The sequence below is a fragment of the Massilia sp. LXY-5 genome (assembly GCF_059801075.1).
The window spans coordinates 223,812-246,278 of record NZ_JBNNEH010000001.1 but is presented as its reverse complement, the minus strand read 5'-3'; the positions used below and the strand labels follow the sequence as shown (position 1 = coordinate 246,278).

Genomic DNA, 22,467 nt, shown 5'->3' with positions numbered 1-22,467 from the left:
CTTTACTTTTACTTGATCATCGGGAGATTCAGGCCGGTGCGCTTGGCACAGGCGATCGCGGATTCGTAGCCGGCATCGGCATGGCGCATGACGCCCGAGCCGCTGTCGTTGACCAGCACGCGCGCCAGGCGTTTCGCGGCGGCGTCGGTACCGTCGGCAACGATGACGACGCCGGAATGCTGGGAATAACCCATGCCGACGCCGCCGCCGTGGTGCAGCGAGACCCAGGTCGCGCCGCCTGCGGTATTCAGCATGGCGTTCAGCAGCGGCCAGTCGGAGACGGCATCGGTACCGTCGCGCATGCTCTCGGTCTCCCGGTTCGGGCTGGCGACGGAACCGGTGTCGAGGTGGTCGCGCCCGATCACGATCGGCGCTTTCAGTTCGCCTGTGCGGACCATCTCGTTGAAAGCGAGGCCGGCCAGGTGGCGTTCGCCCAATCCCAGCCAGCAGATGCGCGCCGGCAGGCCCTGGAAGGCAATGCGTTCGCGCGCCATGTCGAGCCAGCGGTGCACCTGCGCGTGCTGCGGGAACAGCTCCTTGATCTTGGCGTCCGTCTTATAAATGTCTTCCGGGTCGCCCGAGAGGGCCACCCAGCGGAAGGGTCCGCGCCCTTCGCAGAACTGCGGGCGGATGTAAGCCGGCACGAAGCCGGGAAAATCAAAGGCGTTCTCGACGCCTTCGTCCAGCGCCACTTGCCGGATGTTGTTGCCGTAGTCGACCGCGTAGGCGCCCAGCGCCTTGAAGTCGAGGATGGCCTGCACGTGCACCGCGCACGACGCCGCCGCGGCAGCTTTTAAACGCGCATGCTGCGCCGGGTCGGCCTGCGCCGCCTTCCACTCTTCGACCGTCCAGCCCTGCGGCAGGTAGCCGTGGATCAGGTCATGGGCCGAGGTCTGGTCGGTCACCAGGTCCGGCACCAGGCCGCCCGCGCGGGCGCGGCGCACCAGTTCCGGCAGCACGTCGGCGGCGTTGCCGAGCAGGCCGATGGAAATCGCTTCGCGTTTATGCGTGTGCTCCTTGATCAGAGCCAGGGCGTCGTCGATATCGCGCGCCTGCTTGTCGAGGTAGCGCGTGCGCAGGCGGAAATCGATGCTGCTCTGCTGGCATTCGACGTTCAGCGAAACAGCGCCGGCAAAGCTGGCCGCCAGCGGCTGCGCGCCGCCCATGCCGCCCAGGCCCGCGGTCAGGATCCAGCGCCCGCCCCAGTCGCCCTCGAAATGCTGGCGGCCCGCTTCGGCGAAGGTTTCATAGGTGCCCTGCACGATGCCCTGGGTACCGATATAGATCCAGCTGCCGGCCGTCATCTGGCCGTACATGAACAGGCCTTTGCGGTCGAGCTCGTTGAAATGCTCCCAGTTCGCCCATTTCGGCACCAGGTTCGAATTCGCCAGCAGCACGCGTGGGGCGTTTTCGTGGGTCTGGAACACGCCGACCGGCTTGCCGGACTGGATCAACAAGGTCTGGTCGTCTTCCAGGGTGCGCAAGCTCGCCAGGATCTGGTCGTAGCACTCCCAGTTGCGCGCGGCGCGGCCGATGCCGCCATACACGACCAGGCGCTGCGGGTCCTCGGCCACCTCGGCGTCGAGGTTGTTTTGCAGCATGCGGTAGGCGGCTTCGGTCAGCCAGCTCTTGCAGTTGAGCTCGGTGCCGCGCGGGGCGCGGATGCTGCGCGTCGGATCGAAACGGGGATCGACATCAACTCGGGGCGATTCTTGGGTCATGGCAGCTCCTGGGAGAGAAGGACGGGCGAACGGCCTTCCGTCCACCCTGACATGCTCGGAGTCTAAGTTGTCTATACAAGCCAGTCAATCCATTTTGTCATGCCTTACCGTTGATACACCGCCTTGCCGCCCACCCAGGTCTGCAACACGCCGGTTTTATAAATGTCGTAGGGCGAGACCTTGAACAAGTCCTGGTCGACGACGATAAAATCGGCCCATTTTCCCGGCTCCAGCGAGCCTAAGCTGTTTTCGGCATGGCCCGCATAGGCTGCGTCAAGCGTGAAGCAGCGGAAGGCTTCCTTTAGCGACATCGCCTGGTTCGGATACCAGCCGGCAATCGGCTGGCCCGACGCGTCCTGGCGCGTGACGGCCGCGTGGATGCCGAAGAAGGGATTCGGCGATTCGACCGGGAAGTCGGAACCGCAGGCGATGCGCGACCCCTGGTGCAGGAAGCTGCGCCAGGCGTAGGCGCCCTTGATGCGCTCGGGGCCGACGCGGCTTTCCGCCATGTTTTTATCCGAAGTGGCGTGGGTCGGCTGCATCGACGGAATGATGCCAAGCGTTTTGAAGCGCACGATGTCGGCCTGCGTCACGACCTGGGCGTGCTCGATGCGGTGGCGCTGGGCTGCGCTTTTCGTTGCGCCCACTTCCTTCTGGTAGATGTCGAGGATCTGGTGGTTGCCGGCGTCGCCGATTGCATGCACGTTGACCTGGTAGCCGCGCGCCATCGCCTTCTTCATCATCGCGTCCATCTGGGCCGTCTTGTGGAACAGCAGGCCGTGCGAATGCGGCTCGTCGCTGTAGGGCGCGATCAGGGCCGCACCGCGGCTGCCGAGCGCCCCATCCGAATACAGTTTCACGGCACGCAGCGCGTACATGTCCTTGCCATAGGTTTTAACAGGACCGTTCTTCGCCAGCACATCGAAGTCGCCCTGGGTGCCGCCGATCATCCCGTAGATGCGTGCGCTCAGTTTCCCCTGGTCCGCATAGGCGCGGTACAGGCGGTCTTCCGCCACGCCCAGGCCGGCGTCATGGACGCCGGTCAGGCCGACCCGCGCCATCTCGGCGAGCGCGCGGTCGAGGACCTTGCGTCCTTCCGCCTCGGTCTGGGCCGGCAGAACTTTCACGACCAGTTCCTTCGCCGCGTCGACCAGCACGCCGGTGGCGCGGCCGGCAGCATCGCGCATGATCTTGCCGCCGGCCGGATCCGGCGTCTTGTCGGTGATGCCGGCCGCCGCCAGCGCGCGGCTGTTGGCCCAGCCGGCGTGGCCGTCGACCCGCTCGAACCAGACCGGACGGTCGCTGACGACGGCGTCGACGTCAGCGGCGGTCGGGAAGCGGCCCAGTTTCCAGTTTTCCTGGTTCCAGCCGCGGCCACGCAGCCAACCGTCGCCTGGATTGGCGCGTGCGTAGTCGCCGATGGCCCTCAAGGCGTCCTGCAGCGAGGTCGTGGCCGACAGATCGAGCTGGGTCAGCATCTGGCCCAGGCCGAACACGTGGCCGTGGGCGTCGATCAGGCCCGGCAGTACGGTCTTGCCTTGCAAGTCCACCTGGCGCGCACCGGGCGCCTTGGCCGCCACCTCGGCGTTCGTTCCGACGGCCAGGATCTTGCCCCCGTCGTCGAATGCGAGCGCGGCGAACTGCACCAGGTCACCCTTGGCGTTCAGCGTGTAGCCGTTGGCGTTGACGATCGCCGTGTCCGCCTGCGCGCAGGCGGCAGCGAGAGCGGCAAGGACGAACGCGGAACACTGCTTGAGGGTGGGCTGCATGGACTCTCCTGGACATTTATAAAATGCAAAACATGAGTGTAGCGAAGTCCACCCGGCTTGGACACTGGCGGCCACCCTGCGCACCTGTTTTTTCGTTATGATTTCAGATGAGCAATAGCCAATCAACGAACATGGGAATCCTTGTGAAACGAATCGCCTCCGTCCTCTCCTGCGTGTGCGCCCTTGCCGCCTCCTCCTTCGCCGCAGCGGCCGAGTGGGAAGGGCCGCAAGACCCGTTCCAGCTCTACGGCAACAGCTACTATGTCGGCACCGAGGGCCTGAGCTCGGTGCTGATCACCTCACCCGCCGGCCACATCCTGATCGATGGTGCCAGCCCGAAGGCAGGCCCGGCGATTGCCGCGCACATCCGCCAACTCGGCTTCAAGCTGGAAGACATCCGCTACATCCTCGTCTCGCACGAGCATCTCGACCATGCCGGCGGCATCGCGGAACTGCAACGGCTGAGCGGCGCCACCGTGCTCACCAGCCCGGCCGCGAAACCGGTGCTGGAATCGGGCAAGGCCGACAAGGGCGACCCGCAATTCGCCAACGACATGCCGGACATGACCCCTGTTTCTCCGGTGCGCAGCGTGCGCGACGGCGAGTCCGTCGAGCTGGGGCCGCTGTCGATCAAGGCGCATTACACGCCCGGCCACACGCAAGGCGGCATCAGCTGGACCTGGACGGCCGTCGAACACGGCAAGGGGATGAGCATGGTGTATGCGGACAGCCTGAATGCGATCAGCGCCGGCAGCTTCCGTTACAGCGGAAATACGGTCTACCCGACCGCCAGGGCAGACATCGAGCGCTCGATTGCGCGCGTGGCGGCGCTGCCCTGCGACATCCTGGTGACGGCGCATCCGGACGCCAGCGATTTGCTGGAGCGGCAGGCGAAGCAGAAGCAGCTCGGTAACCTCGCCTTCGTCAATCCCGGGGCCTGCGTCGCCTACGCCGACACGGGCCGCAAGCGGCTGGCGAAGACGCTGGCGCAGGAAGCGGCGAAGCAGTAATTCGTAGGGGGCCGCGGCGGCCCCGCGGTCAGGCGCGGCCCGTATCGTCCTTCTCGCGCGCGATCAGCGCCGCCTTTCTCTCGATCCCCCACCGGTAGCCCGACAAGCCCCCATCGTTGCGCACGACGCGGTGGCAGGGAATCGCTACCGCTACGGGATTGGCGGCACAGGCCCCGGCCACCGCGCGCACTGCCGCCGGCGCACCGATGCGCTGCGCCAGCTCGGTATAACTCACCGTCTCGCCGGCCGGAATCGCGCGCAGCGCCGCCCATACTCTCTGCTGGAAGGCGGTGCCGCGCACGTCGAGCGGCAAATCGAGGCCGATGCGCGGCGCCTCCACCAAGCCGATGACCTGCGCCACCGTCGCCTCGAAACCGGCATCGGCGCCGATCAGCTGCGCCTTCGGGAAACGGTCTTGTAAATCGCGCACCAGCGGCTCCGGATCGTTGCCCATCAGCACCGCGCAGATGCCGCGTTCGGTGGCAGCGACCAGGATCGCGCCGAGCGAACAGGCACCTACCGCGAAGCGGATCGCTTCTCCCGCGCCGCCGGCCTTGAAGCGTGAAGGCGCCATCCCCAGCATCGCTTCGCTCCCGGCATAGAAACGCGAACTGGAATTGAAACCGGCCGCATACAGGGCATCGGTGACGCTGCCCTCCTGCGCCAGCGCGTCGCGCACGCGCGCGGCCCGGCGTGCCGCTGCATAGGCCTTGGGCGTCACGCCGGCATGCGTTTTGAAGACGCGTTGAAAGTGGAAGCGGCTCATGCCAACTGCGCGCGCTACCGCATCGAGATCGGGCGCCTCGTCCTGCGCGTCGATCAGGCGGCAGGCTTCGGCGACCAGCTGGGCCTGGCGTTCGCTCAAAGGCGGCTGCCCCGGTTTGCAGCGCAGGCAGGGACGAAAGCCGGCCGCTTCCGCTTCCGCGCAGCTGGCGTGGAAAGCGACATTCGCGCGCAGCGCGGGCCGGGCGCCGCAGGAGGGCCGGCAGTAGACGCCGGTCGTACGCACCGAATAAACAAAAACGCCGTCGGCGGCGCGGTCGCGGCTTTGCACGGCGGCCCAGCGCGCGTCAAGGCTGGCATAAGGTTCGGCGATGGTCTCGATCTTCATGGCACTTGTCCGGAATGGGTGAATGGCTTCATCCTGCCAGCAGGAGGCAATATCGGCACCCCGCCGCTTGCTTTCGAATTCGCGATGCTAGAATCGGGGGCAGTCAACCCTCATCATTATCCTCTTCCGGAGAGCAGTTTGGACGAATCCAGCGCGCAAGCGAGCACCCCCATCTTCCAGCGCATCAAGGACTACCTGGTCGGCGAAATCGCCACCGGACGCTGGAAGGAAGGCGACCTGGTGCCGTCGGAACAGGCGCTGGTACGGCAGTTCGGCGTCTCGCGCATGACGGTCAACCGCGCCGTGCGCGAGCTGACCGCCGAACAGGTGCTCACGCGCCGCCAGGGTTCGGGCACCTATGTCGCGCCGCGCAAATACCAGGCGACCCTGGTCGAGATCCGCAACATCGCCGACGAAGTGCGCGCCCGCGGACACCGCCATGCCAGCCGCCTGCACCTGCTTGAAGAAGCGCCCGCGACCGAGGCCCTGGCGCTGCAGTTCGGCCTGGCGCCGGGCGCTCCGCTGTTTCACTCGCTGATCGTGCACTTCGAAAACGAAGTCCCGATCCAGCTCGAGGACCGCTGGGTCAATCCGGCCTGCGCCCCGGCCTACCTGGAACAGGATTTTGCCAGCATCACCCCGAACGAACACCTGATGGCGGTCGCCCCGCTGCAAGGCGCGACCTACAGCCTCGAGGCCCTGGCCCCGCCGCGCGACGTGGCGGAACTGCTCGGCATCGACGCCCGCTCTCCCTGTCTCGTGCTGAAACGCAGGACGACCTCGCACGGCGCCGTGGCCTCGGTCGTCACGATGTGGCATCCGGGCCACCTGATCCAGTTCAACGGCAGCGTCGGCTGAAGGCAATGCCTTAATACTGGACAGAATATTTTGTACAACATGTGCCATGGACAGCCGTTCTCGCACATAATCCCTGCCAGTCAATAATTTGCCGGAACCAACTGTATGAATGACCTCGCCGCATCAAGCCAGCCGCCGCGCGTGCTGGTGCTCGACGACGATCCTTTCATGCTCGAGATGTTGAAAGACATGCTGCATACCATCGGGGTTCGTGCAGTCTATACCGAAGCCAGCACCCGCCACGCCTTGTCCACGCTCGCCGAGCAAGGCCCGGACGTCCTCATCTGCGATCTCGCCCTGCCCGACATGGACGGCATCGAATTCCTGCAGGCAGCAGCCGAACGCGGCTTTCGCGGCGGCGTGATCCTGCTGTCGGGCATGGATTCCGGCGTGCGCGATGCCGCCGGCGAACTGGCGCGGGTGCTCGGATTACGCGTGGCGGGTATCTTCCGCAAGCCCATTGGCCTGGACCAGTTGCGCTCGGCGGTGATGTGCTGAGGGTATGTTAAGATTTTGTACAAAGGCCCGAACACTTTTTGGGAAAATAAGGTATGATTCGGCCTAAATCCCCCGCCTGACGTCCTCCCGACGCCCTTCCCATTGAGTTCGCGCACTTTGCCTCCACCATTGTGCTGCAGCTGTTTTATCAACAAGCGGAAGCCGGACGCGCCTTAACACGGTCGTCTCCAGGCGTACATTGATCCTTACCTCTCTTTGAGGAAAACATGAGCGAAAACATTAAACACATCAGCGATGCTTCTTTCGAAACCGACGTGCTCAAGTCCGAGCTTCCGGTACTGGTCGATTTCTGGGCCGAGTGGTGCGGTCCGTGCAAGATGATCGCCCCGATCCTCGAAGAAGTCGCTAAAGACTACAACGGCAAGATCACGATCGCGAAGATGGACGTCGACGCCAACCAGGCTATTCCAGCCCAGTTCGGCATCCGTGGCATCCCGACCCTGATCCTGTTCAAGAACGGCGCCGTGGCGGCGCAAAAAGTCGGCGCACTGGCCAAAGGCCAATTGACCGCCTTCATCGACAGCAACATCTAAACGCATAGCGGCGGCAGCGCGCCCGCACTGCCGCCATTGTCCGGACGGGATCCGGTCGGCTCCGGCCGCTTCCCAACCTGACGTTGTTTAACGCAGTTTATTTATTCCACGTCGTTCCCTCCCCTACCTTTACCTTCCCGTCACGGGACACCCACACAACATGCACTTATCTGAACTGAAGGCAATGCACGTCTCCGCGCTGCTGGAGATGGCCATCGGCCTCGACATCGACAACGCAGCCCGCCTGCGCAAGCAGGAACTGATGTTCGCGATCCTGAAGAAGCGCGCCAAGTCCGGCGAGCAGATCTTCGGCGACGGCGCCCTCGAAGTCCTGCCGGACGGCTTCGGCTTCCTGCGTTCGCCCGATGCCAGTTACATGGCCTCGACCGACGACATCTATATCTCGCCGTCGCAGATCCGCCGCTTCAACCTGCATACGGGTGACTCGATCGAAGGCGAAGTACGCACGCCGAAAGACGGCGAACGTTATTTCGCTTTGGTAAAGGTGGACAAGGTCAACGGCGAATCGCCGGAAGCCTCGAAGCACCGCATCCTGTTTGAAAACCTGACGCCGCTGCACCCGAACGAGCCGCTGCGCCTCGAGCGCGACATGAACGGCGCCGAGAACATCACCGGCCGCATCGTCGACCTGATTTCCCCGATCGGCAAGGGCCAGCGCGGCCTGCTGGTCGCGTCGCCGAAGTCCGGCAAATCGGTCATGCTGCAGCACATCGCCCACGCGATCACCGCGAATCATCCTGACGTGACCCTGATCGTCCTCTTGATCGACGAGCGTCCTGAGGAAGTGACCGAGATGCAGCGTTCGGTGCGCGGCGAAGTCGTGGCCTCGACCTTCGACGAACCGGCGACGCGCCACGTGCAGGTTGCCGAGATGGTGCTGGAAAAGGCCAAGCGCCTGGTCGAAATGAAGAAGGACGTCGTGATCCTGCTCGACTCGATCACCCGCCTGGCGCGTGCCTACAACACCGTGATCCCGGCTTCGGGCAAGGTGCTGACCGGCGGTGTCGACGCCAACGCGCTGCAGCGTCCGAAGCGTTTCTTCGGCGCCGCCCGTAACGTCGAAGAAGGCGGCTCGCTGACCATCGTCGCGACCGCCCTGATCGAAACGGGCTCGCGCATGGACGACGTCATCTACGAAGAATTCAAGGGCACCGGCAACATGGAAGTGCACCTCGAGCGCCGCCTGGCCGAGAAGCGCGTCTACCCGGCGATCAACCTGAACAAATCGGGTACCCGCCGCGAAGAACTGCTGATCAAGCCGGACCAGCTGCAAAAGATCTGGATCCTGCGCAAGCTGCTGTACTCGATGGACGAGATCGAAGCGATGGAGTTCATCCTCGACAAGATGCGTGCGACGAAGACGAATATCGAGTTCTTCGACATGATGCGCCGCGGCGGCTAATTACCGTTAAAGCATCGACAAGGGCAGCTGCGGCTGCCCTTTTTTGTTTGCGCAGGTGCCCACGCGTAAACGCCGCGACCACCCTGCGTGCGGTTGCCACGGCCGCCCAACCGATTTATAATCGTCGGTTCAGCAGTTCAACTGGCAAGTGAGCGGCAATCGGGTCACGAAGCAAGACGACCGACGAAGTGCTGTTTGGCTACCAAATAAACCCAAGGCAGAAACATGAAAACCGAAACCCATCCAGATTACCGCGAAGTCGTCTTCCACGACGTGTCGTGCGACTTCAAATTCGTGACCCGTTCGACCATCGCTACCCGCGAGACGATCAACCACGAAGGCAAGGACTACCCACTGATCAAGATCGAAGTCTCGGCTGAATCGCACCCGTTCTTCACCGGCAAGCACAAGATCGTCGACACCGCTGGTCGCGTCGAGAAGTTCCGCCAGAAGTTCGGCGCCGTCGGTTCGAAGACCGCAGTCGCGAACAACGAAGGTTAATTTCAGGAAGCCCCGCGCGGGCTTCCCGAAGCCCGCCAGGGTCTCAAAAAAAGAAGCCGTTCGGCTTCTTTTTTTTCATCTTTTTATTCCTCGCTATACTAGCGCGACATTAATTCCAGACATCAGACTTATCGATGAAACCAGTCCGCCTCCCCGCCGCCGCCACGCTGGCCCTGCCGCGCTGGGCCTTGTTCGCACTCGGCCTGCTGTATATCCTGCCGGGGCTGATCGGCCGCGATCCGTGGAAGGACGACGCCGGCAGCTTCGGCATCATGTGGACCATGGCCCGCGGCGGCCTGAACGACTGGCTGTATCCGAACGTCGCCGGTCTCCCGAGCACGGACGATGGCCCGCTGGTGTTCTGGCTGGGCGCCATCTGCATCAAGCTGTTCGGCTGGATGCTGGGCGACGTGCTGGCCGCGCGCGTGTCGAACATCGGCATGTTCGTCACCGGCGGCATGTCGCTCTGGTACACCGCTTTCCACCTCGGCCGCCGGCCTGAAGCACAGCCGCTGCGCCTGGCCTTCGGCGGCCAGCCGGAACCCGACGCCTATGGCCGCACCCTGGCCGACACCACGGTCCTCGTCTACCTCGGCTCGCTCGGCCTGCTGCTGTATAGCCACGAAACCCTGGCCGTCACCCTGCAGGGCTCGCTGGTCGCCTATTTCCTGTACCGCGCGGTGCGCTATATCGAGACCGCCAGCGTCCGCAACGCGGCCCTGGTCGGCCTGGCGCTGGGCGCGCTGGCGCTCACGCGCGGGCCGGTGTCGCCGGTCGTCCTGCTGCTGGCGCTGCTGCTATGCACGCGTTTCTTCCGCATCCCGGCCGCCAGCGCGCTGCGCCACATGGCGGTGGCGGCGGTCGCGGCGCTGGCCCTGGCCCTGGTCTGGATCCTGCCGGCGACCCTGGTGCAGCCCTACGGCGAGTCGCCGGCGGCGGCATGGTTCGGCGCGCACGTGGGCCAGTTCGACGTGCCGAGCTGGACCTCGGCAAAAGCCTTCTTCCGGGTCGGCGTCTGGTTCTTCTGGCCGGCCTGGCCCTTCGCCGGCTGGGCGATCTGGGCCTGGCGGCGCCAGGAAAACATGCTGCACATCGTATTGCCGCTGACCTTCCTGGGCGCCCTGACCGCGCTGTTCCTGTGCGACCCGTCGCCCGAGACCGGCGACCTGCTGAAACTGCTGCCGCCGCTGGCCCTGATGGCCGCCTTCGGCCTGCCGACGATGAAGCGCGGCGCGATCAACGCCATCGACTGGTTCTCGGTGATGGCGCTGACGACCCTCGCCGCCCTGGTCTGGCTGTTCTGGATCGCCAAACTGACGGGCTGGCCGGCCCAGCTGTCGCACAATGCCCTCAAGCTGGTGCCGGGCTTCGTGCCGGAATTCGGCATCATCGCCTTCACCGTGGCGGCCGCCGTCTCGATCGGCTGGATCTGGCTGGTGCGCTGGCGCGTGTCGCGCCAGAGAACGGTGCTGTGGCGCGCCGTCGTGCTGTCGTCCAGCGGCCTGATCCTGCTGTGGGTGCTGCTGATGACCCTGTTCCTGCAGGACCTGAACTACAGCAAGAGCTACGCCGGCGTGGCACAGGCCCTCGCCGCCAAGCTGCCGGCGGACGCGAACTGCATCGACACCAACGTGGGCGCGGCCCAGCGCGCCTCCTTCGCCTACTACGGTCGCCTGCCGTTTGTCGGCGTCGAAGGCGGCCAGTGCGATTACGTGCTGCTGCAGGACCGGGTCAAGACGCGCGACGACCGCCTCCTGTCGCGCACCTGGGGCACGCGCGGCGCCACGCTGCTGTGGGAAGGCCGGCGTGCCTCCGACCGCGACGAGCGCTTCCGCCTGTACCGGCGCGCCCGCTGACCGTCAAGCCGCCCCCTTGGGCGGCTTTTCTTTTGGCGCTGTTCGCGTTAAGTGTGGAATATGCCGATGGCCGCCCGCAGCAAAGCCTCCGGCGTCTTGACGCGGGCGCCGTCGAGCGCCCAGCGCCAGCCAGCGGTGCGCCCGTGAGGACGGCCAGGAGTACTGCTCCCGGTACGAACAAAAGTCATTTCCATGGTGTCGCCATCGGCAAGTTGGCGGTGGTTCGGCGGGTCGACGTGCGCCCGGGCAGATTTATTGAGTCACGTCAACTCCAGGGCGCAAGCGGGGCCGACAATGACAAAGGCCATGCCGATCCAGATTCGCCCCTAAGAGGAGACAACATGAAAAGCGTAATGTTCTCGGAAATCGTCGGGGCACCGCGCGGTGCCGGACCGCGCCGCCTGTCGCCGCTGGCCGCCTACGGCCTGACGCTGGCGCTCGGCACGCCGCTGCTGGTGCTGGCCCTGCGCCTGCTCGATCCCGGCGCCCCGCTCGCCTGCATCGTGCTGCCGGTGCTGGCCGGCCTGGCCCTGCCGCTGTGCACGCCCGCCCCCGGCCGGCTCGACGTCAGCACCCGCTTCGATGCGCGCCACCTGCGCGCCACGCTCGACAGCGCGCTCGCCGACCTCGGCTACGCGCAGGTATGCGCCGGCCCCGACCGCATCCGTTACGCCAGCACCGCCCGCGGCTGGCGCACGCGCTCGCTCAGCGTGCGCATCCAGCCCCATGTCCTCGAAGTCGTCGGCCCGATCCCGACCCTGCGCGCCCTGCAGGCGGCGCTGGCCGGACCGGCCGCGTCGACCGCTCCCGCCGTCCCCGCCACCTGCCGCACCGATCTTTCAAGCCGGGAAACTGTTGCCGCTGCAATCCAAATCAGCGATAATGCGGAGCGCGTTGCCGGGATGGCGGAATAGGTAGACGCACGGGACTCAAAATCCCGCGCCGCGAGGCGTACCGGTTCGATTCCGGTTCCCGGCACCACACGCATGAATATAAAAAACCCGCGTTCTTCTTTGGAGAACGCGGGTTTTTGCTTTTGTAGCGCTGTGCCTGCAGCCCAACAGATAGCAATCTCGCGGCTACTTGTGTGCTATCCTCGACAACTAAATCAATTGCCTTGGGATAATTTTCTTGCTCAACCGGCAGGTTTTACTCCCAGTCCACCCTTTATCCAAGCGTACAGGCAGGCCGTGAGCACCATCGACTCCATCAGCCAATCCGACACGGCCATTGCCCGTGCCAAAGGTTTTTCGGAATGCGTGATCGCGCTGCGGCGCGCACTCACGACGACGCCGGTTGGATGGTCGCTTGCGGTATGGTTCTGCTGGGGCCGCGTGCCGCTGGGCTCGATCGTGTCGTGGCTGGCAACGGCTGCCTTTGTCTGGGCGGGCAGCCTGTTCGTTTTACAGCGGGTGATCGGCGCCGGTTCGAAGGTGGATGTGCATCGCAGCTGGGTGCACTGGGTCGCCGCGCTCGATGGCTTCGGATGGGGCTTGTCGACGTGGTTCCTGGTCGGATACGACCCCGTCCTGGACGCCATCCTGATGGCCCTGCTGTGCGGCGTCACCTCCATCAATGCCCAAGTCTACGGTACCTACGTATCGGCCTATTATTCGCAGATCGGCGTCCAGCTGGCGGTGTCGGTACTGGGTTTATTGACCGCGTCCAATAGTCCAAGTGCGCTCGATTTCGCTGCCGGCCTGGGCGTGTTCATCGCCCTCACCGCCTACTATTCGCGCGCCATCGCACAACGTCTGATGGAAGGCATTCGCTTGCAGTATGCGAATGGATTACTGGCTGCCCAGCTGCGCTCGGCGCTGCAGAAGGTGGAGCTCGATGCCGCGACCGACGCGCTGACCGGGCAGTGGAACCGCCGGGCACTCGACAACTTCCTCAAGCAGCAAGTCGAGCTGCAAACCGTCGCTTACCAGCCCTTTTCCATCCTGATGCTCGACATCGATTTCTTCAAACAGATTAACGATGAACTGGGTCACATGGTCGGCGACGATGTCTTGCGCGCTTTCGCGCACAGGTTACGCGCTGACTTGCGGCCGGGAGATTTTTGCGCCCGCTTCGGCGGCGAGGAATTTGTGGTCGTGCTGCCGCAGACGGCCCTGGCCGTCGCTCTCGAAGTGGCGGAACGCATTCGCAAGGGCATTGCGCAGTCTCCTCTGCTGGAAAAGCCGCGCGTGCAGGTCACGGTGTCGATCGGCGTTTCAACAATGGAACAAGGGCAAAGTATCGCTGAATTGCTGGCCAGGGCCGACGCTGCCGTGTACCACGCCAAGAATGCGGGGCGCAACCAGGTGCGTCCTTCCGTGAACATGCCTGCACAAGCCAGCGGCGTCGCGCACCAGGATTTTCTCATGTAGCCGCCAACGCGGCGCGCAACGCGGCTATTTCGCCGGCTGCCGCACCGACCAGTTATCGTAGGCCCGCTCGATCTTGCGCATCGTTCCCTCCCGCGCGAGCGCGGCGAAGGCCCCGTTCAGGCGCGCAATGAGCGCGTCCGGCATGGCGCGGTGGCAGGCAAGATAGACGTCCAGGCGGTTGAACACCAGCACCGGCACGATCTGGCCGGCCCAGCCGTTCTGCTCGAGCACGGGGCTACCCACGCGCAGGGCGGCGGCCCAGAGGTCGATGCGGCCCAATAAGAGCTTGCGCGGATTGGTCAGGTCGTTCGGCGCCGAGTCGACCCGGAAGCCGCGGCTGCGCAGGTACTGCTCGCGGGCGTCGCCGTTATAGGTGCCGATCCGGTAGGGGCGCGCATCGTCGAGCGTGCGCAGGGCGAAGTGGTGGTCGGCGCGCGCCATCAGGACCCATTCGGCGCTGTCGATCGGCCCCACCCATTTGAACAAGGCTTCGCGCTCCGGCGTGCGGGTGGTGGAGTAGACGCAGGCGTCAAGCCGGTCGTGGGCGGCGGCATAGGCGCGCTTCCAGGGCAGCAGCTCGATCGTGTAGGCCATGCCGGCACGGTCCAGGGCCGCCCGCACCTTGTCGGTCGAGATGCCGATCACGCTGCCCTCGCTGTCGAGCATGCTCGACGGGGCCGCGGCCTCGGTCGTGATGTACAGCGCCCCGGGACGGCCCGCCCGCGCACCCGCATCCGCGCTTGCATCGGCGTCCGTATCCGCCCCTGCCGGGCCGGCGCCAAGCAGGCAGGCCATGGCCAGCGCCGCCCATCGAAATTGTCGAATCAGCATATCGTGCACCCATCCTGGGCAATGTAAAAGCGCGCGAAAAGTGCCCCGCATCCACGCAGCATACCGTAACGGCCTGCCCTTGCCTGCGGCCTGGCAATATGCTCATCCTTATGGTGGCATGCGCGCGACAAAGGCTTGCATGTTCGGCAATTTCGACAAATCCAGACAAGACTTTCCGTATGGAAAATGTCATACTGACGATTACGTCGCCTGTTCGGGCGACCTCTTCTGCCGGACCTCCCATGTCGCTTTTCATGTTGCCCGACGATCCGTCGTTGCTCAGTTACGGTGTGTACGACCCGAAACTGGTCGTGCTGTCCTTGCTCGTGGCTATCTTTTCGTCCTGGATGGGACTGCAAATCGCCGGCCAGGCGCGCCAGCAGACCCGCCAGCGCACCCTGTTCCTGCTCACCGGCAGCCTGGCGCTCGGCGCCGGCGTCTGGTCGATGCACTTCATCGGCATGCTCGCCTTTAACCTGTGCACACAGGTTACCTACGACCCGATGATCACCATCCTGTCGAACCTGCCGAGCATCGGCGCCTCCTTCGTGGCGCTGAGCCTGATCGCGCGCGAACGGATCGGCACCCCCAGCCTGCTGGTGGGCGGCGTGCTGCTCGGTGCCGGCATCGGCGCGATGCACTATTCCGGCATGGCCGGCATGCGCATGAGTCTCGACCTGCGCTACGATCCCCTGATGTTCGGCCTGTCGATCGTGGTGGCGGTGGTGCTGGCCACGCTGGCGCTGTGGGTGCGTTTCGGCCTGGCGCGCCTGCGCCGCGTGAGCGAAGGCCGGCGCCTGCTGCTGGCGGCCATCGTCATGGGCTGCGCGGTCACCGGCATGCACTACACCGCCATGGCGGCCGCGCGTTTCGTGGGCACGGTGGGCAAGGACGCCGTCGCCTCCGACACCACCTTCCTGGCGCTGGCGATCTCCCTGATCACGGTGCTGTTCACGGTCGTCGTACTGGCCGCGAACGGCCTGCTGCGCTACCGCCAGCTGTACCTCGAACTCTCGCGCAGCGAAGCCTGGATGCGCGCCCTGCTCACCACGACGGTGGACGGCGTGATCACGATCGACCGCGAAGGCACGATCGAGGAATTCAATGCCTCGGCCGAAAAGATCTTCGGCTGGCGCCGCGCCGACATCGTCGGCGGCAACATCCGCCTCCTGATGACCGAGGCCGAGCGCGCCAACGAGCAGGCCGGCCTGCTCGGCTACCTGCGCGACAGCAGCGCCCACGCGGCGCCCAACAATGAAGAAGTCGATGCCGTGCGCCGCGACGGCAGCCTGGTGCCGCTGCGCGTCGCCGTCGGCCACGCGCGGATGCAGGAGCGCGAGCTCTTCGTCTGCTTCGTCACCGACATCTCCGAACGCCGCGAAATGGTGGCCGCCCTGCGCGCCAGCGAACAGCAGTTCCGCTCCCTGATCGGCACCATCCCCGGCATTTCCTACCGCAGCCGGATCGAAGGCGCGCACCCGATGGTCTTCATCAGCGACGCCGTCGAACGCGTGGCCGGCTATCCGGCGCGTGACTTCCTGGGCGATCCGCCGGCAGACGGTGCCAATACAGCGCCGCGCCGCTGCTTCGGCGCCCTGATCCACGCCGCCGACCGTGTGCGCGTGTCCGAGGCGATTGCGGCGGCGCTCGCGGAAGACCGCCCCTACCTGGTCGAATACCGCCTTCTTCACGCCGACGGCTCGACCCGCTGGCTGTGGGAGAACGGCACCGGCGTGCGCGACGAAGCAGGCAAACTGACCTGGCTCGACGGCGTGATCCTCGACATCAGCGAACGCCGCACGATGGAAGACGCGCTGCGCCAGGCGAAGGACGCGGCCGAGCAGGCCGCCGCCGCGCGCGCCAGTTTCGTCGCCAACATGAGCCACGAAATCCGCACGCCGATGAATTCGATCCTCGGCTTCACCGACGTCCTGCTGGACGGAGACCTGGCTCCGGAACAACGGCGCCACCTCGACACCGTGCGCAGCAACGGCCGTTCGCTGCTGCGCCTGCTGAACGAGATCCTCGACACCGCGAAACTGGAAAAAGGCGCGGTCGAACTCGAGGTCAACGATTTCAATTTGCTGTCCCTGATCGACGAACTGTCCTCGACGCTGGCCGCGAACGCGCGCGCCAAGGGCCTGCAGGTCGACATCCATTACGACCCGGCCCTGCCGACCAATTTGCGGGGCGATGAGCTGCGCATCCGCCAGGTGCTGACGAACCTGCTCGACAACGCCATCAAGTTCACCGCCACCGGCAGCGTGACCCTGCGCGCCGAACAGCAGGACGGCATGCTGCACTTCAGCGTGCAGGACACCGGCATCGGCATCGCTCCGGAACGCCTGCAGGCGATCTTCGACCCGTTCACCCAGGCCGACGCCTCGATGACGCGCCGCTTCGGCGGCACCGGCCTCGGTACCACGATCAGTAAACAATTGGTCGAGCTGATGGGCGGGAAGATCTGGGCCGAGAGCACCGTCGGCGCAGGCACGACCTTCCACGTGGTGCTGCCGCTGTTGGTGGCGCGCTTCGCGCCGCAGCAGGCGCGCGTGCGCACCGCCGCCGCCCTGCCGCCGCTGCGCGTGCTGGCGGCCGACGACGTGCCGCAGAACCTCGAGCTGCTGCAATTGCTGCTCGCGCGCCGCGGCCATACGATGACGGCGGTGTCCGACGGCGGCGCCGTGGTCGACCTGGCCGGGCGCCAGGAATTCGACCTGGTGCTGATGGACTTCCAGATGCCGGTGCTCGACGGTCTCGCCGCCACGCGCCGCATCCGCGAACAGGAACAGGCAACCGGCCGCCCGCGGGTGCCGGTGATCGCGATGACGGCCAGCGTGCTGCCCGAACACCGCCGCGCCAGCGTGCAGGTCGGCATGGACGGTTTCGCTTCGAAGCCGGTCGACTGGGTCACGCTGTCGCACGAGATCGCGCGCGTGCTCGGCCTCGGCTCCGGCAATCCGCATGCGGAAGTGGCGCCGGTCCTCGAACGCCATGCGCTCAACCGCGTGGCCGGCCTGAACCGCTGGGGCGGCAAGGAAGACGCCTGGCGCGAAGCGCTGGAACACTTCCACAGCCAGCACGCGATGCTGCCGCAGTTCCTGCAAGGCTTCCTGGCCAGCGCCGACTACCCGTCGCTGCGCATGCTGGCGCATAAAGCGCGGGGTGTCGGCGCGAATATCGGCCTGGAATTGCTGGCCGATGCGCTGGCCGCGCTGGAACAGCTGGCCGAAGGCGAAAAGGGCCAGGCGCTGGCCGGCGTGGCACTGCTGCCGGAAGCCCTGGCCAAGGTCGAGGCGGCGCATGCCGCGGCGATCCTGGCGATCCGCGCCGAGCGCCCGGCCGCCAGCAACGCGCCGGCCGCCCCGCAAAGCGCAGTCGACCTGCCGCGCGCCCTGCGCGCCGGCCGCCTGCTGCGCGACGCCCTGAATCGCGGCGCGCTCGACGACGCCGCGCTGGCCGGCCTGGCTGCGGCGCTGTCCGGCCATCCGGTGGCCGCCCGCGTCACGCAAGTCCAGGCGGCGCTGGCCGACTTCGACTTCGACCTCGCCCAGCAGCAGCTCGACGCCGCGCTGGAAGCGCTCGCTGAACACGACGACGCCTGAACGACAATCCAAAGCAACAGGAAACGATGTAATGAGCATGACCAGTAACAAGCCGCTGATCCTGGCGGTCGACGACGAAGCGAGCAACCTGCAGTTGCTGCGCCAGATCCTGCAAGATCACTACCGCCTGCTGTTCGCCAAGGACGGCGCGCGCGCCCTGGAGCTGGCCAACAAGGAAAAACCGGATTTGGTGCTGCTCGACGTGATGATGCCGGGGATGAGCGGCTATGAAGTCTGCGCGGCCCTGAAGGCCAATCCGCTGACGGCGCCGATTCCCGTCATCTTCGTGACCGCCCTGTCCGACACGGCCGACGAACTCGAGGGTTTCGAGGCCGGCGCGGTCGACTACATCACCAAGCCGGTCAGCCCGCCGGTGGTGCGCGCGCGCGTGCGCACCCACCTCTCCCTGGTGCGGATGGAAGAACTGAAAGCCTCGCGCCTGGCGATCGTCCAGCGCCTTGGCCTGGCGGCCGAGTACAAGGACAACGAGACCGGCCTGCACGTGATCCGCATGAGCCATTTTTCGCAGATCCTGGGCCTGGCGGCCGGCATGACGGAACAGGAAGCGGACGATTTACTGCATGCGGCGCCGATGCACGACGTCGGCAAGATCGGCATCCCCGACCGCATCCTGCAAAAGGCGGGACCGCTCGATGCCGACGAATGGAAGGTAATGCAGAGCCACGCGGCCATCGGCGCCGAAATCATCGGCGAGCACAGCGACGGCATGCTGAAGCTGGCCCACGAGATCGCGATGACGCACCATGAGAAATATGACGGCAGCGGCTATCCGAACGGCTTGGTGGGTGACGCCATTCCGCTCACGGGACGCATCGTGGCGATTGCCGACGTGTTCGATGCGCTGACCTCGGTCCGCCCGTACAAGCGGGCCTGGAGCGAAGAGGAAGCGATCGAGCACATGGTGCAGCAGAAGGGCAAGCATTTCGACCCGGCCCTGATCGACCTGTTCGTGGCCCAGCTGCCGGCGATCCGTACCGTGCGCGAGCGCTGGGCGGAGAAAGTTTAATCCGCCGTCTTGGCGCCGGGCGCGACGCCCGGCGTCACCATCCCGGGCGTGGCGGCGCGGCGGGCCACCACTTCGCGGTACAGCGCCGCGTAGCTGGTCGCCATCTGCTCGGCCGTGAACACGTTCTGGAAACGTTCGCCGGCACGGGCGCCCATCTCGCGCGCCATATCCGGGTTGTCCCACAGCGTGCGCATGGCCGCGCGCAGTGCCGGCGCGTCGGCCGGCGGCGTCACCAGGCCCGTCTCGCCGTCGATGTTGATATAGGTGGTGCCGCTGCCGATGTCGCACGAGATCATCGGCTTGCCGTACATCGCCCCTTCCAGCAGCGAGATGCCGAAGGCTTCCGAGCGCAGGTGCGAGGGGAAGGCCAGCGCATAGCACAGGGTCAGCAAGGCCACCTTGTCTTCCTCGTCGACGGCGCCCACGAAGGTCACATTGTTCAGGCCAAGGCTCAGTGCCTGGGCTTTCAGGCGTGCTTCCTCGGGCCCGGCGCCGACGATCACCACCGGATAGTTCGTCCCGGCCACCGCCTCGAGCAGCACGTGCAGGCCCTTGTAATAGCGCAGCACGCCGACGAACAGGAAGAACTTCGGACCGAAGCGCTCGCGCCACCGGGCCAGGCGCTGCGGATCTGGCTGCGGGTAGGTGTCCCGGTCCAGGCCGTAGGTGATGACACGGGTCTTGTCGCGGTAGCGCCCCAGCACCGGCGACGATTCCATGTAGTCGGGCGAGGCGGCGACGATCGCGTCGACACTGCGCAGGAAGCGCTGTTTCAGGGGCTGGTACAGGCGCAGCAGCTTCTTCTGGCGCACGATGTCGGAGTGGTAGCTGACCACGGTCGGCTTCTTCACGCGCGCCAGGAAGTGGGCCAGGTCCATGAAGGGCCACGGGAAGTGGTAGTGCACGACATCGGCTTCGCGCGCCAGGCGCGCCAGCGCGCCGAGGGAAGCCACCGAGCAGGCATTCGAAGCGAGCTCGAAGTCGAGCGGCACGCGGTGCACGGTGTGCCCCTCGAAGGCGATCGGCACCAGGTTCTGCTCGCGCGACAGCGACAGCACCGTGTTGGTCACGCCGAGGCGGCCGGTGCCGACGCACAGCTGGCGGATGACCTGCTCGATACCGCCGACGCTGTCGGGGTAGTAGGTCTTGTAGAAATGAAGGACGCGCATAGATACGATCGAAAAAGGACGGGCCCGGCGTCGGGGTGCGCAGACCGGACCCGGCGCTTTCCCTGACGCCGGCCGGTCCATGGTCAGCCTGTCGAGGGCACGCCCTCGACCATCCAGCGCAAGGTGTCCACCAACGGCGGTGGTTCGAGCGGCCCGATGACGGCGGCCAGCTTTTCATTGCTCCCAGACAGAGTCAGGACGTCGTTGGCGCGCACAAAGGCGGGATTGACTTGCACCTCGATGCGGTAGCCCGCGATGTCGGAAATGAGATCGATTACCTCGCCCAGCGAGTGGCTGCGGCCGGAACACACATTGAATGCCTCGCCCACCGGCGCGGCGGCCAACAATTTACGGTAGCTGCGCGCCACCATGCGCACGTCGGAAAAATCGCGCGCAATGGCCAGGTTGCCCAATTCGATGCGCGCTTCCTTGCGCCGGAAATGCGAGACGATCTTCGGCAACAGGAAGTTGTCGCCCTGCCCCTGGCCGGTGTAATTGAAGGGCCGCACGATGACGATGGGTAGTTTGTCCATCCACAGGCGCGCCATGTATTCCATGGCCAGCTTGCTGACGGCGTAATCGTTGGCCGGCGCCGCGGCGACGTCTTCGGTGATGACGGGCACGCTGGCATTGCCGTAGATGTTGGCCGAGGACGCCAGCAGCACGCTCGACGGCTTGTGGCGCAGCGCCGCCAGCGCTTCGAGCAGGTTGCGGGTGCCGACCAGGTTGACGCGGTAGATCTGCTCGACATCGCTGTGGGCGACAAAGGCGATCCCGGCCAGGTGCACGACCACGTCCGGTTGTACCTGCTCGACCATGGCGCCGACCGCCGCGCGGTCGCACAAGTCGACCGCCAGCACGTCGGTGCCGAGATCGTTGCCCGGCATGACCGTGCCGAACACGCGGTAGCCGGCGGCCGCCAGTTCGCGTGCCACATAATAGCCGGTAAAGCCGCGCAGGCCGGTGATCAGGGCACGCTTGCCCTCGCCTTCGCGCGGGCCTGCCTCAGGCTGCGGATCGCGCACGGTGCTCATGTCAGAACGAAAAGCCCTGCTCGTTGCGCCGCAGGTCGGCGTCGACCATCATCTGGCACAGCTCCTCGAGCGTCGTTTTCGGTTCCCAGCCAAGCTCGCGCTTGGCCTTGGCCGGATCGCCGATCAGGAGTTCGACTTCCGCCGGGCGGTAGAACTTCGGCGAGATGCGCACCAGGGTCTTGCCGCTCTTGGTGCAGACGCCGGTTTCGTTTTCGCCGCTGCCCTGGAATTCGAGCGTAATACCGGCAGCCTTGAAGGCCATCGTCACGAAGTCGCGCACGGTCTCGGTACGGTTCGTTGCCAGCACGTAGGTGTCAGGCTGGTCGGCCTGCAACATGCGCCACATGCCTTCCACGTACTCTTTGGCAAAGCCCCAGTCGCGCTTGGCGTCGAGGTTGCCCAGTTCGAGCACGTCGAGCTTGTTCAGGACGATCTTCGCGACCGAATCGGTGATCTTGCGGGTGACGAACTCGCGGCCGCGCAGCGGCGACTCGTGGTTGAACAGGATGCCCGAGGAACCGAAGATGCCGTAGCTCTCGCGGTAGTTGATCGTCATCCAGTGCGCGTACAGCTTGGCCACGCCGTACGGGCTGCGCGGGTAGAACGGGGTTTCCTCGACCTGCGGAATGGCCTGCACCTTGCCGAACATTTCCGAGGTCGACGCCTGGTAGAAGCGGATCTTCGGATTGATCAGGCGAATCGCCTCGAGCAGGTTGACGGCGCCGAGGCCGGTGATCGATGCAGTGGTCAAAGGCTGGTCAAAGGACACGCCGACGAAGCTTTGCGCCGCCAGGTTGTAGACCTCATCCGGTTGCGCGGTCTGTATCAGGCGCAGGCTCGATGCCAGGTCGGTCAGGTCGTATTCGACCAGCGACAGGTTGGGATGCGCCTGAATGCCGAGTTCCTCGATACGCCAGAAATTGGTCGAGCTGGCGCGGCGGAAGGTACCGGTGACGTGATAACCCTTCTCGAGCAGCAATTGCGCGAGATAGGCGCCGTCCTGACCAGTAATACCAGTGATGACGGCTCTTTTTGTTGTTTTCTGCACGATATGAAAATTCCGGATGAGTGCCGCAAGTGGCAACTACTTTTCTGACAACCCCATATTGTAACAGAGGACTTTGCCTG

Annotated in this window: 18 protein-coding genes and 1 tRNA gene; 12 read left to right on the top strand and 7 right to left on the bottom strand. The window is 65.4% G+C overall.

All coding sequences use genetic code 11. The features are described 5' to 3' along the window. Positions 1-8: 8 nt before the first annotated feature. Both hutU and ACI48I_RS01080 read right to left on the bottom strand, forming a co-directional pair. A complete protein-coding gene (gene hutU, locus ACI48I_RS01085; RefSeq protein ID WP_193688242.1) occupies positions 9-1,721 on the bottom strand; it encodes a urocanate hydratase in 1,713 nt (570 codons plus the stop codon). Between the two features lie 104 nt (positions 1,722-1,825). Beyond that, positions 1,826-3,490 carry an amidohydrolase gene (locus ACI48I_RS01080; protein ID WP_193688241.1) on the bottom strand — a complete coding sequence of 555 codons (1,665 nt, stop codon included), beginning with the start codon at positions 3,488-3,490 and terminating at the stop codon, positions 1,826-1,828. Between the two features lie 143 nt (positions 3,491-3,633). Between ACI48I_RS01080 and bla the strand changes: the two genes are divergently transcribed. After that, positions 3,634-4,500: a subclass B3 metallo-beta-lactamase gene (bla, locus tag ACI48I_RS01075; RefSeq protein ID WP_193688240.1), complete on the top strand. Its 867-nt coding sequence runs from the start codon at positions 3,634-3,636 to the stop codon at positions 4,498-4,500. Positions 4,501-4,528: 28 nt separating this feature from the next. Here the strand turns inward: bla and ada are convergent, their stop codons facing one another. Then, positions 4,529-5,611, bottom strand: a complete 1,083-nt coding sequence (gene ada / locus ACI48I_RS01070; protein ID WP_193688239.1) for a bifunctional DNA-binding transcriptional regulator/O6-methylguanine-DNA methyltransferase Ada — start codon at positions 5,609-5,611, stop codon at positions 4,529-4,531. Between the two features lie 138 nt (positions 5,612-5,749). On the opposite strand from ada, the gene hutC reads away from it, so the two are divergent. The 9 genes from hutC (at position 5,750) to ACI48I_RS01025 (ending at position 13,673) form a co-directional block, all read left to right on the top strand. Then, positions 5,750-6,469 (top strand): histidine utilization transcriptional repressor HutC, encoded by a 720-nt coding sequence (gene hutC / locus ACI48I_RS01065; protein WP_227496667.1) that lies wholly within the window; start codon positions 5,750-5,752, stop codon positions 6,467-6,469. Between the two features lie 105 nt (positions 6,470-6,574). After that, positions 6,575-6,967, top strand: coding sequence for a response regulator (locus ACI48I_RS01060; RefSeq protein ID WP_498573083.1), 393 nt, complete (start codon positions 6,575-6,577; stop codon positions 6,965-6,967). A gap of 227 nt (positions 6,968-7,194) precedes the next feature. Further along, positions 7,195-7,521 (top strand): thioredoxin TrxA, encoded by a 327-nt coding sequence (trxA, locus tag ACI48I_RS01055; protein WP_193688236.1) that lies wholly within the window; start codon positions 7,195-7,197, stop codon positions 7,519-7,521. Positions 7,522-7,681: 160 nt separating this feature from the next. Beyond that, positions 7,682-8,944, top strand: coding sequence for a transcription termination factor Rho (gene rho, locus ACI48I_RS01050; RefSeq protein ID WP_056343345.1), 1,263 nt, complete (start codon positions 7,682-7,684; stop codon positions 8,942-8,944). Positions 8,945-9,169: 225 nt separating this feature from the next. Beyond that, positions 9,170-9,445, top strand: coding sequence for a type B 50S ribosomal protein L31 (locus ACI48I_RS01045; RefSeq protein WP_193688235.1), 276 nt, complete (start codon positions 9,170-9,172; stop codon positions 9,443-9,445). 134 nt (positions 9,446-9,579) lie between these two features. Then, positions 9,580-11,301 carry an ArnT family glycosyltransferase gene (locus ACI48I_RS01040; RefSeq protein ID WP_498573082.1) on the top strand — a complete coding sequence of 574 codons (1,722 nt, stop codon included), beginning with the start codon at positions 9,580-9,582 and terminating at the stop codon, positions 11,299-11,301. A 341-nt stretch (positions 11,302-11,642) separates the two neighbouring features. Continuing rightward, a complete protein-coding gene (locus ACI48I_RS01035; RefSeq protein WP_193688233.1) occupies positions 11,643-12,215 on the top strand; it encodes a hypothetical protein in 573 nt (190 codons plus the stop codon). Next, positions 12,198-12,282: transfer RNA gene (locus tag ACI48I_RS01030), tRNA-Leu, on the top strand. The genes ACI48I_RS01035 and ACI48I_RS01030 overlap by 18 nt, the downstream gene beginning before the upstream one ends. A gap of 131 nt (positions 12,283-12,413) precedes the next feature. Further along, positions 12,414-13,673 carry a GGDEF domain-containing protein gene (locus tag ACI48I_RS01025; protein WP_498573081.1) on the top strand — a complete coding sequence of 420 codons (1,260 nt, stop codon included), beginning with the start codon at positions 12,414-12,416 and terminating at the stop codon, positions 13,671-13,673. Positions 13,674-13,697: 24 nt separating this feature from the next. Here ACI48I_RS01025 and ACI48I_RS01020 read toward each other — a convergent pair whose 3' ends face one another. Beyond that, positions 13,698-14,504 (bottom strand): substrate-binding periplasmic protein, encoded by an 807-nt coding sequence (locus tag ACI48I_RS01020; RefSeq protein ID WP_227496666.1) that lies wholly within the window; start codon positions 14,502-14,504, stop codon positions 13,698-13,700. Positions 14,505-14,746: 242 nt separating this feature from the next. Here ACI48I_RS01020 and ACI48I_RS01015 point away from each other — a divergent pair, with 242 nt between their 5' ends. Further along, entirely contained in the window at positions 14,747-18,109 is a 3,363-nt protein-coding gene (locus ACI48I_RS01015; protein ID WP_498573080.1) for an MHYT domain-containing protein, read from the top strand. Positions 18,110-18,140: 31 nt separating this feature from the next. Beyond that, positions 18,141-19,136: a response regulator gene (locus ACI48I_RS01010; protein WP_193688230.1), complete on the top strand. Its 996-nt coding sequence runs from the start codon at positions 18,141-18,143 to the stop codon at positions 19,134-19,136. Here the strand turns inward: ACI48I_RS01010 and ACI48I_RS01005 are convergent. The 3 genes from ACI48I_RS01005 to gmd form a co-directional block, all read right to left on the bottom strand. Next, on the bottom strand, positions 19,133-20,305 hold the full coding sequence (locus tag ACI48I_RS01005) for a glycosyltransferase family 4 protein (protein ID WP_498573079.1): 1,173 nt from the start codon (positions 20,303-20,305) through the stop codon (positions 19,133-19,135). The two genes, ACI48I_RS01010 and ACI48I_RS01005, sit on opposite strands and share 4 nt — an antisense overlap. Positions 20,306-20,388: 83 nt before the next feature. Continuing rightward, positions 20,389-21,339: a GDP-mannose 4,6-dehydratase gene (locus tag ACI48I_RS01000; protein ID WP_498573078.1), complete on the bottom strand. Its 951-nt coding sequence runs from the start codon at positions 21,337-21,339 to the stop codon at positions 20,389-20,391. Between the two features lies 1 nt (position 21,340). Then, positions 21,341-22,387, bottom strand: coding sequence for a GDP-mannose 4,6-dehydratase (gmd, locus tag ACI48I_RS00995; RefSeq protein ID WP_193688227.1), 1,047 nt, complete (start codon positions 22,385-22,387; stop codon positions 21,341-21,343). Between the last annotated feature and the right edge of the window lie 80 nt (positions 22,388-22,467).

Bases quoted from the DNA above. Each gene is read 5' to 3' on its own strand.
- trxA (WP_193688236.1), top strand. From the start codon at position 7,195: ATGAGCGAAAACATTAAACACATCAGCGATGCTTCTTTCGAAACCGAC.
- rho (WP_056343345.1), top strand. From the start codon at position 7,682: ATGCACTTATCTGAACTGAAGGCAATGCACGTCTCCGCGCTGCTGGAG.
- ACI48I_RS01020 (WP_227496666.1), bottom strand. From the start codon at position 14,504: ATGCTGATTCGACAATTTCGATGGGCGGCGCTGGCCATGGCCTGCCTG.
- hutU (WP_193688242.1), bottom strand. From the start codon at position 1,721: ATGACCCAAGAATCGCCCCGAGTTGATGTCGATCCCCGTTTCGATCCG.
- ACI48I_RS01040 (WP_498573082.1), top strand. From the start codon at position 9,580: ATGAAACCAGTCCGCCTCCCCGCCGCCGCCACGCTGGCCCTGCCGCGC.
- ACI48I_RS01015 (WP_498573080.1), top strand. From the start codon at position 14,747: ATGTCGCTTTTCATGTTGCCCGACGATCCGTCGTTGCTCAGTTACGGT.
- ada (WP_193688239.1), bottom strand. From the start codon at position 5,611: ATGAAGATCGAGACCATCGCCGAACCTTATGCCAGCCTTGACGCGCGC.
- ACI48I_RS01005 (WP_498573079.1), bottom strand. From the start codon at position 20,305: ATGCGCGTCCTTCATTTCTACAAGACCTACTACCCCGACAGCGTCGGC.
- ACI48I_RS01060 (WP_498573083.1), top strand. From the start codon at position 6,575: ATGAATGACCTCGCCGCATCAAGCCAGCCGCCGCGCGTGCTGGTGCTC.
- ACI48I_RS01000 (WP_498573078.1), bottom strand. From the start codon at position 21,339: ATGAGCACCGTGCGCGATCCGCAGCCTGAGGCAGGCCCGCGCGAAGGC.
- ACI48I_RS01035 (WP_193688233.1), top strand. From the start codon at position 11,643: ATGAAAAGCGTAATGTTCTCGGAAATCGTCGGGGCACCGCGCGGTGCC.
- ACI48I_RS01010 (WP_193688230.1), top strand. From the start codon at position 18,141: ATGAGCATGACCAGTAACAAGCCGCTGATCCTGGCGGTCGACGACGAA.
- ACI48I_RS01080 (WP_193688241.1), bottom strand. From the start codon at position 3,490: ATGCAGCCCACCCTCAAGCAGTGTTCCGCGTTCGTCCTTGCCGCTCTC.
- ACI48I_RS01045 (WP_193688235.1), top strand. From the start codon at position 9,170: ATGAAAACCGAAACCCATCCAGATTACCGCGAAGTCGTCTTCCACGAC.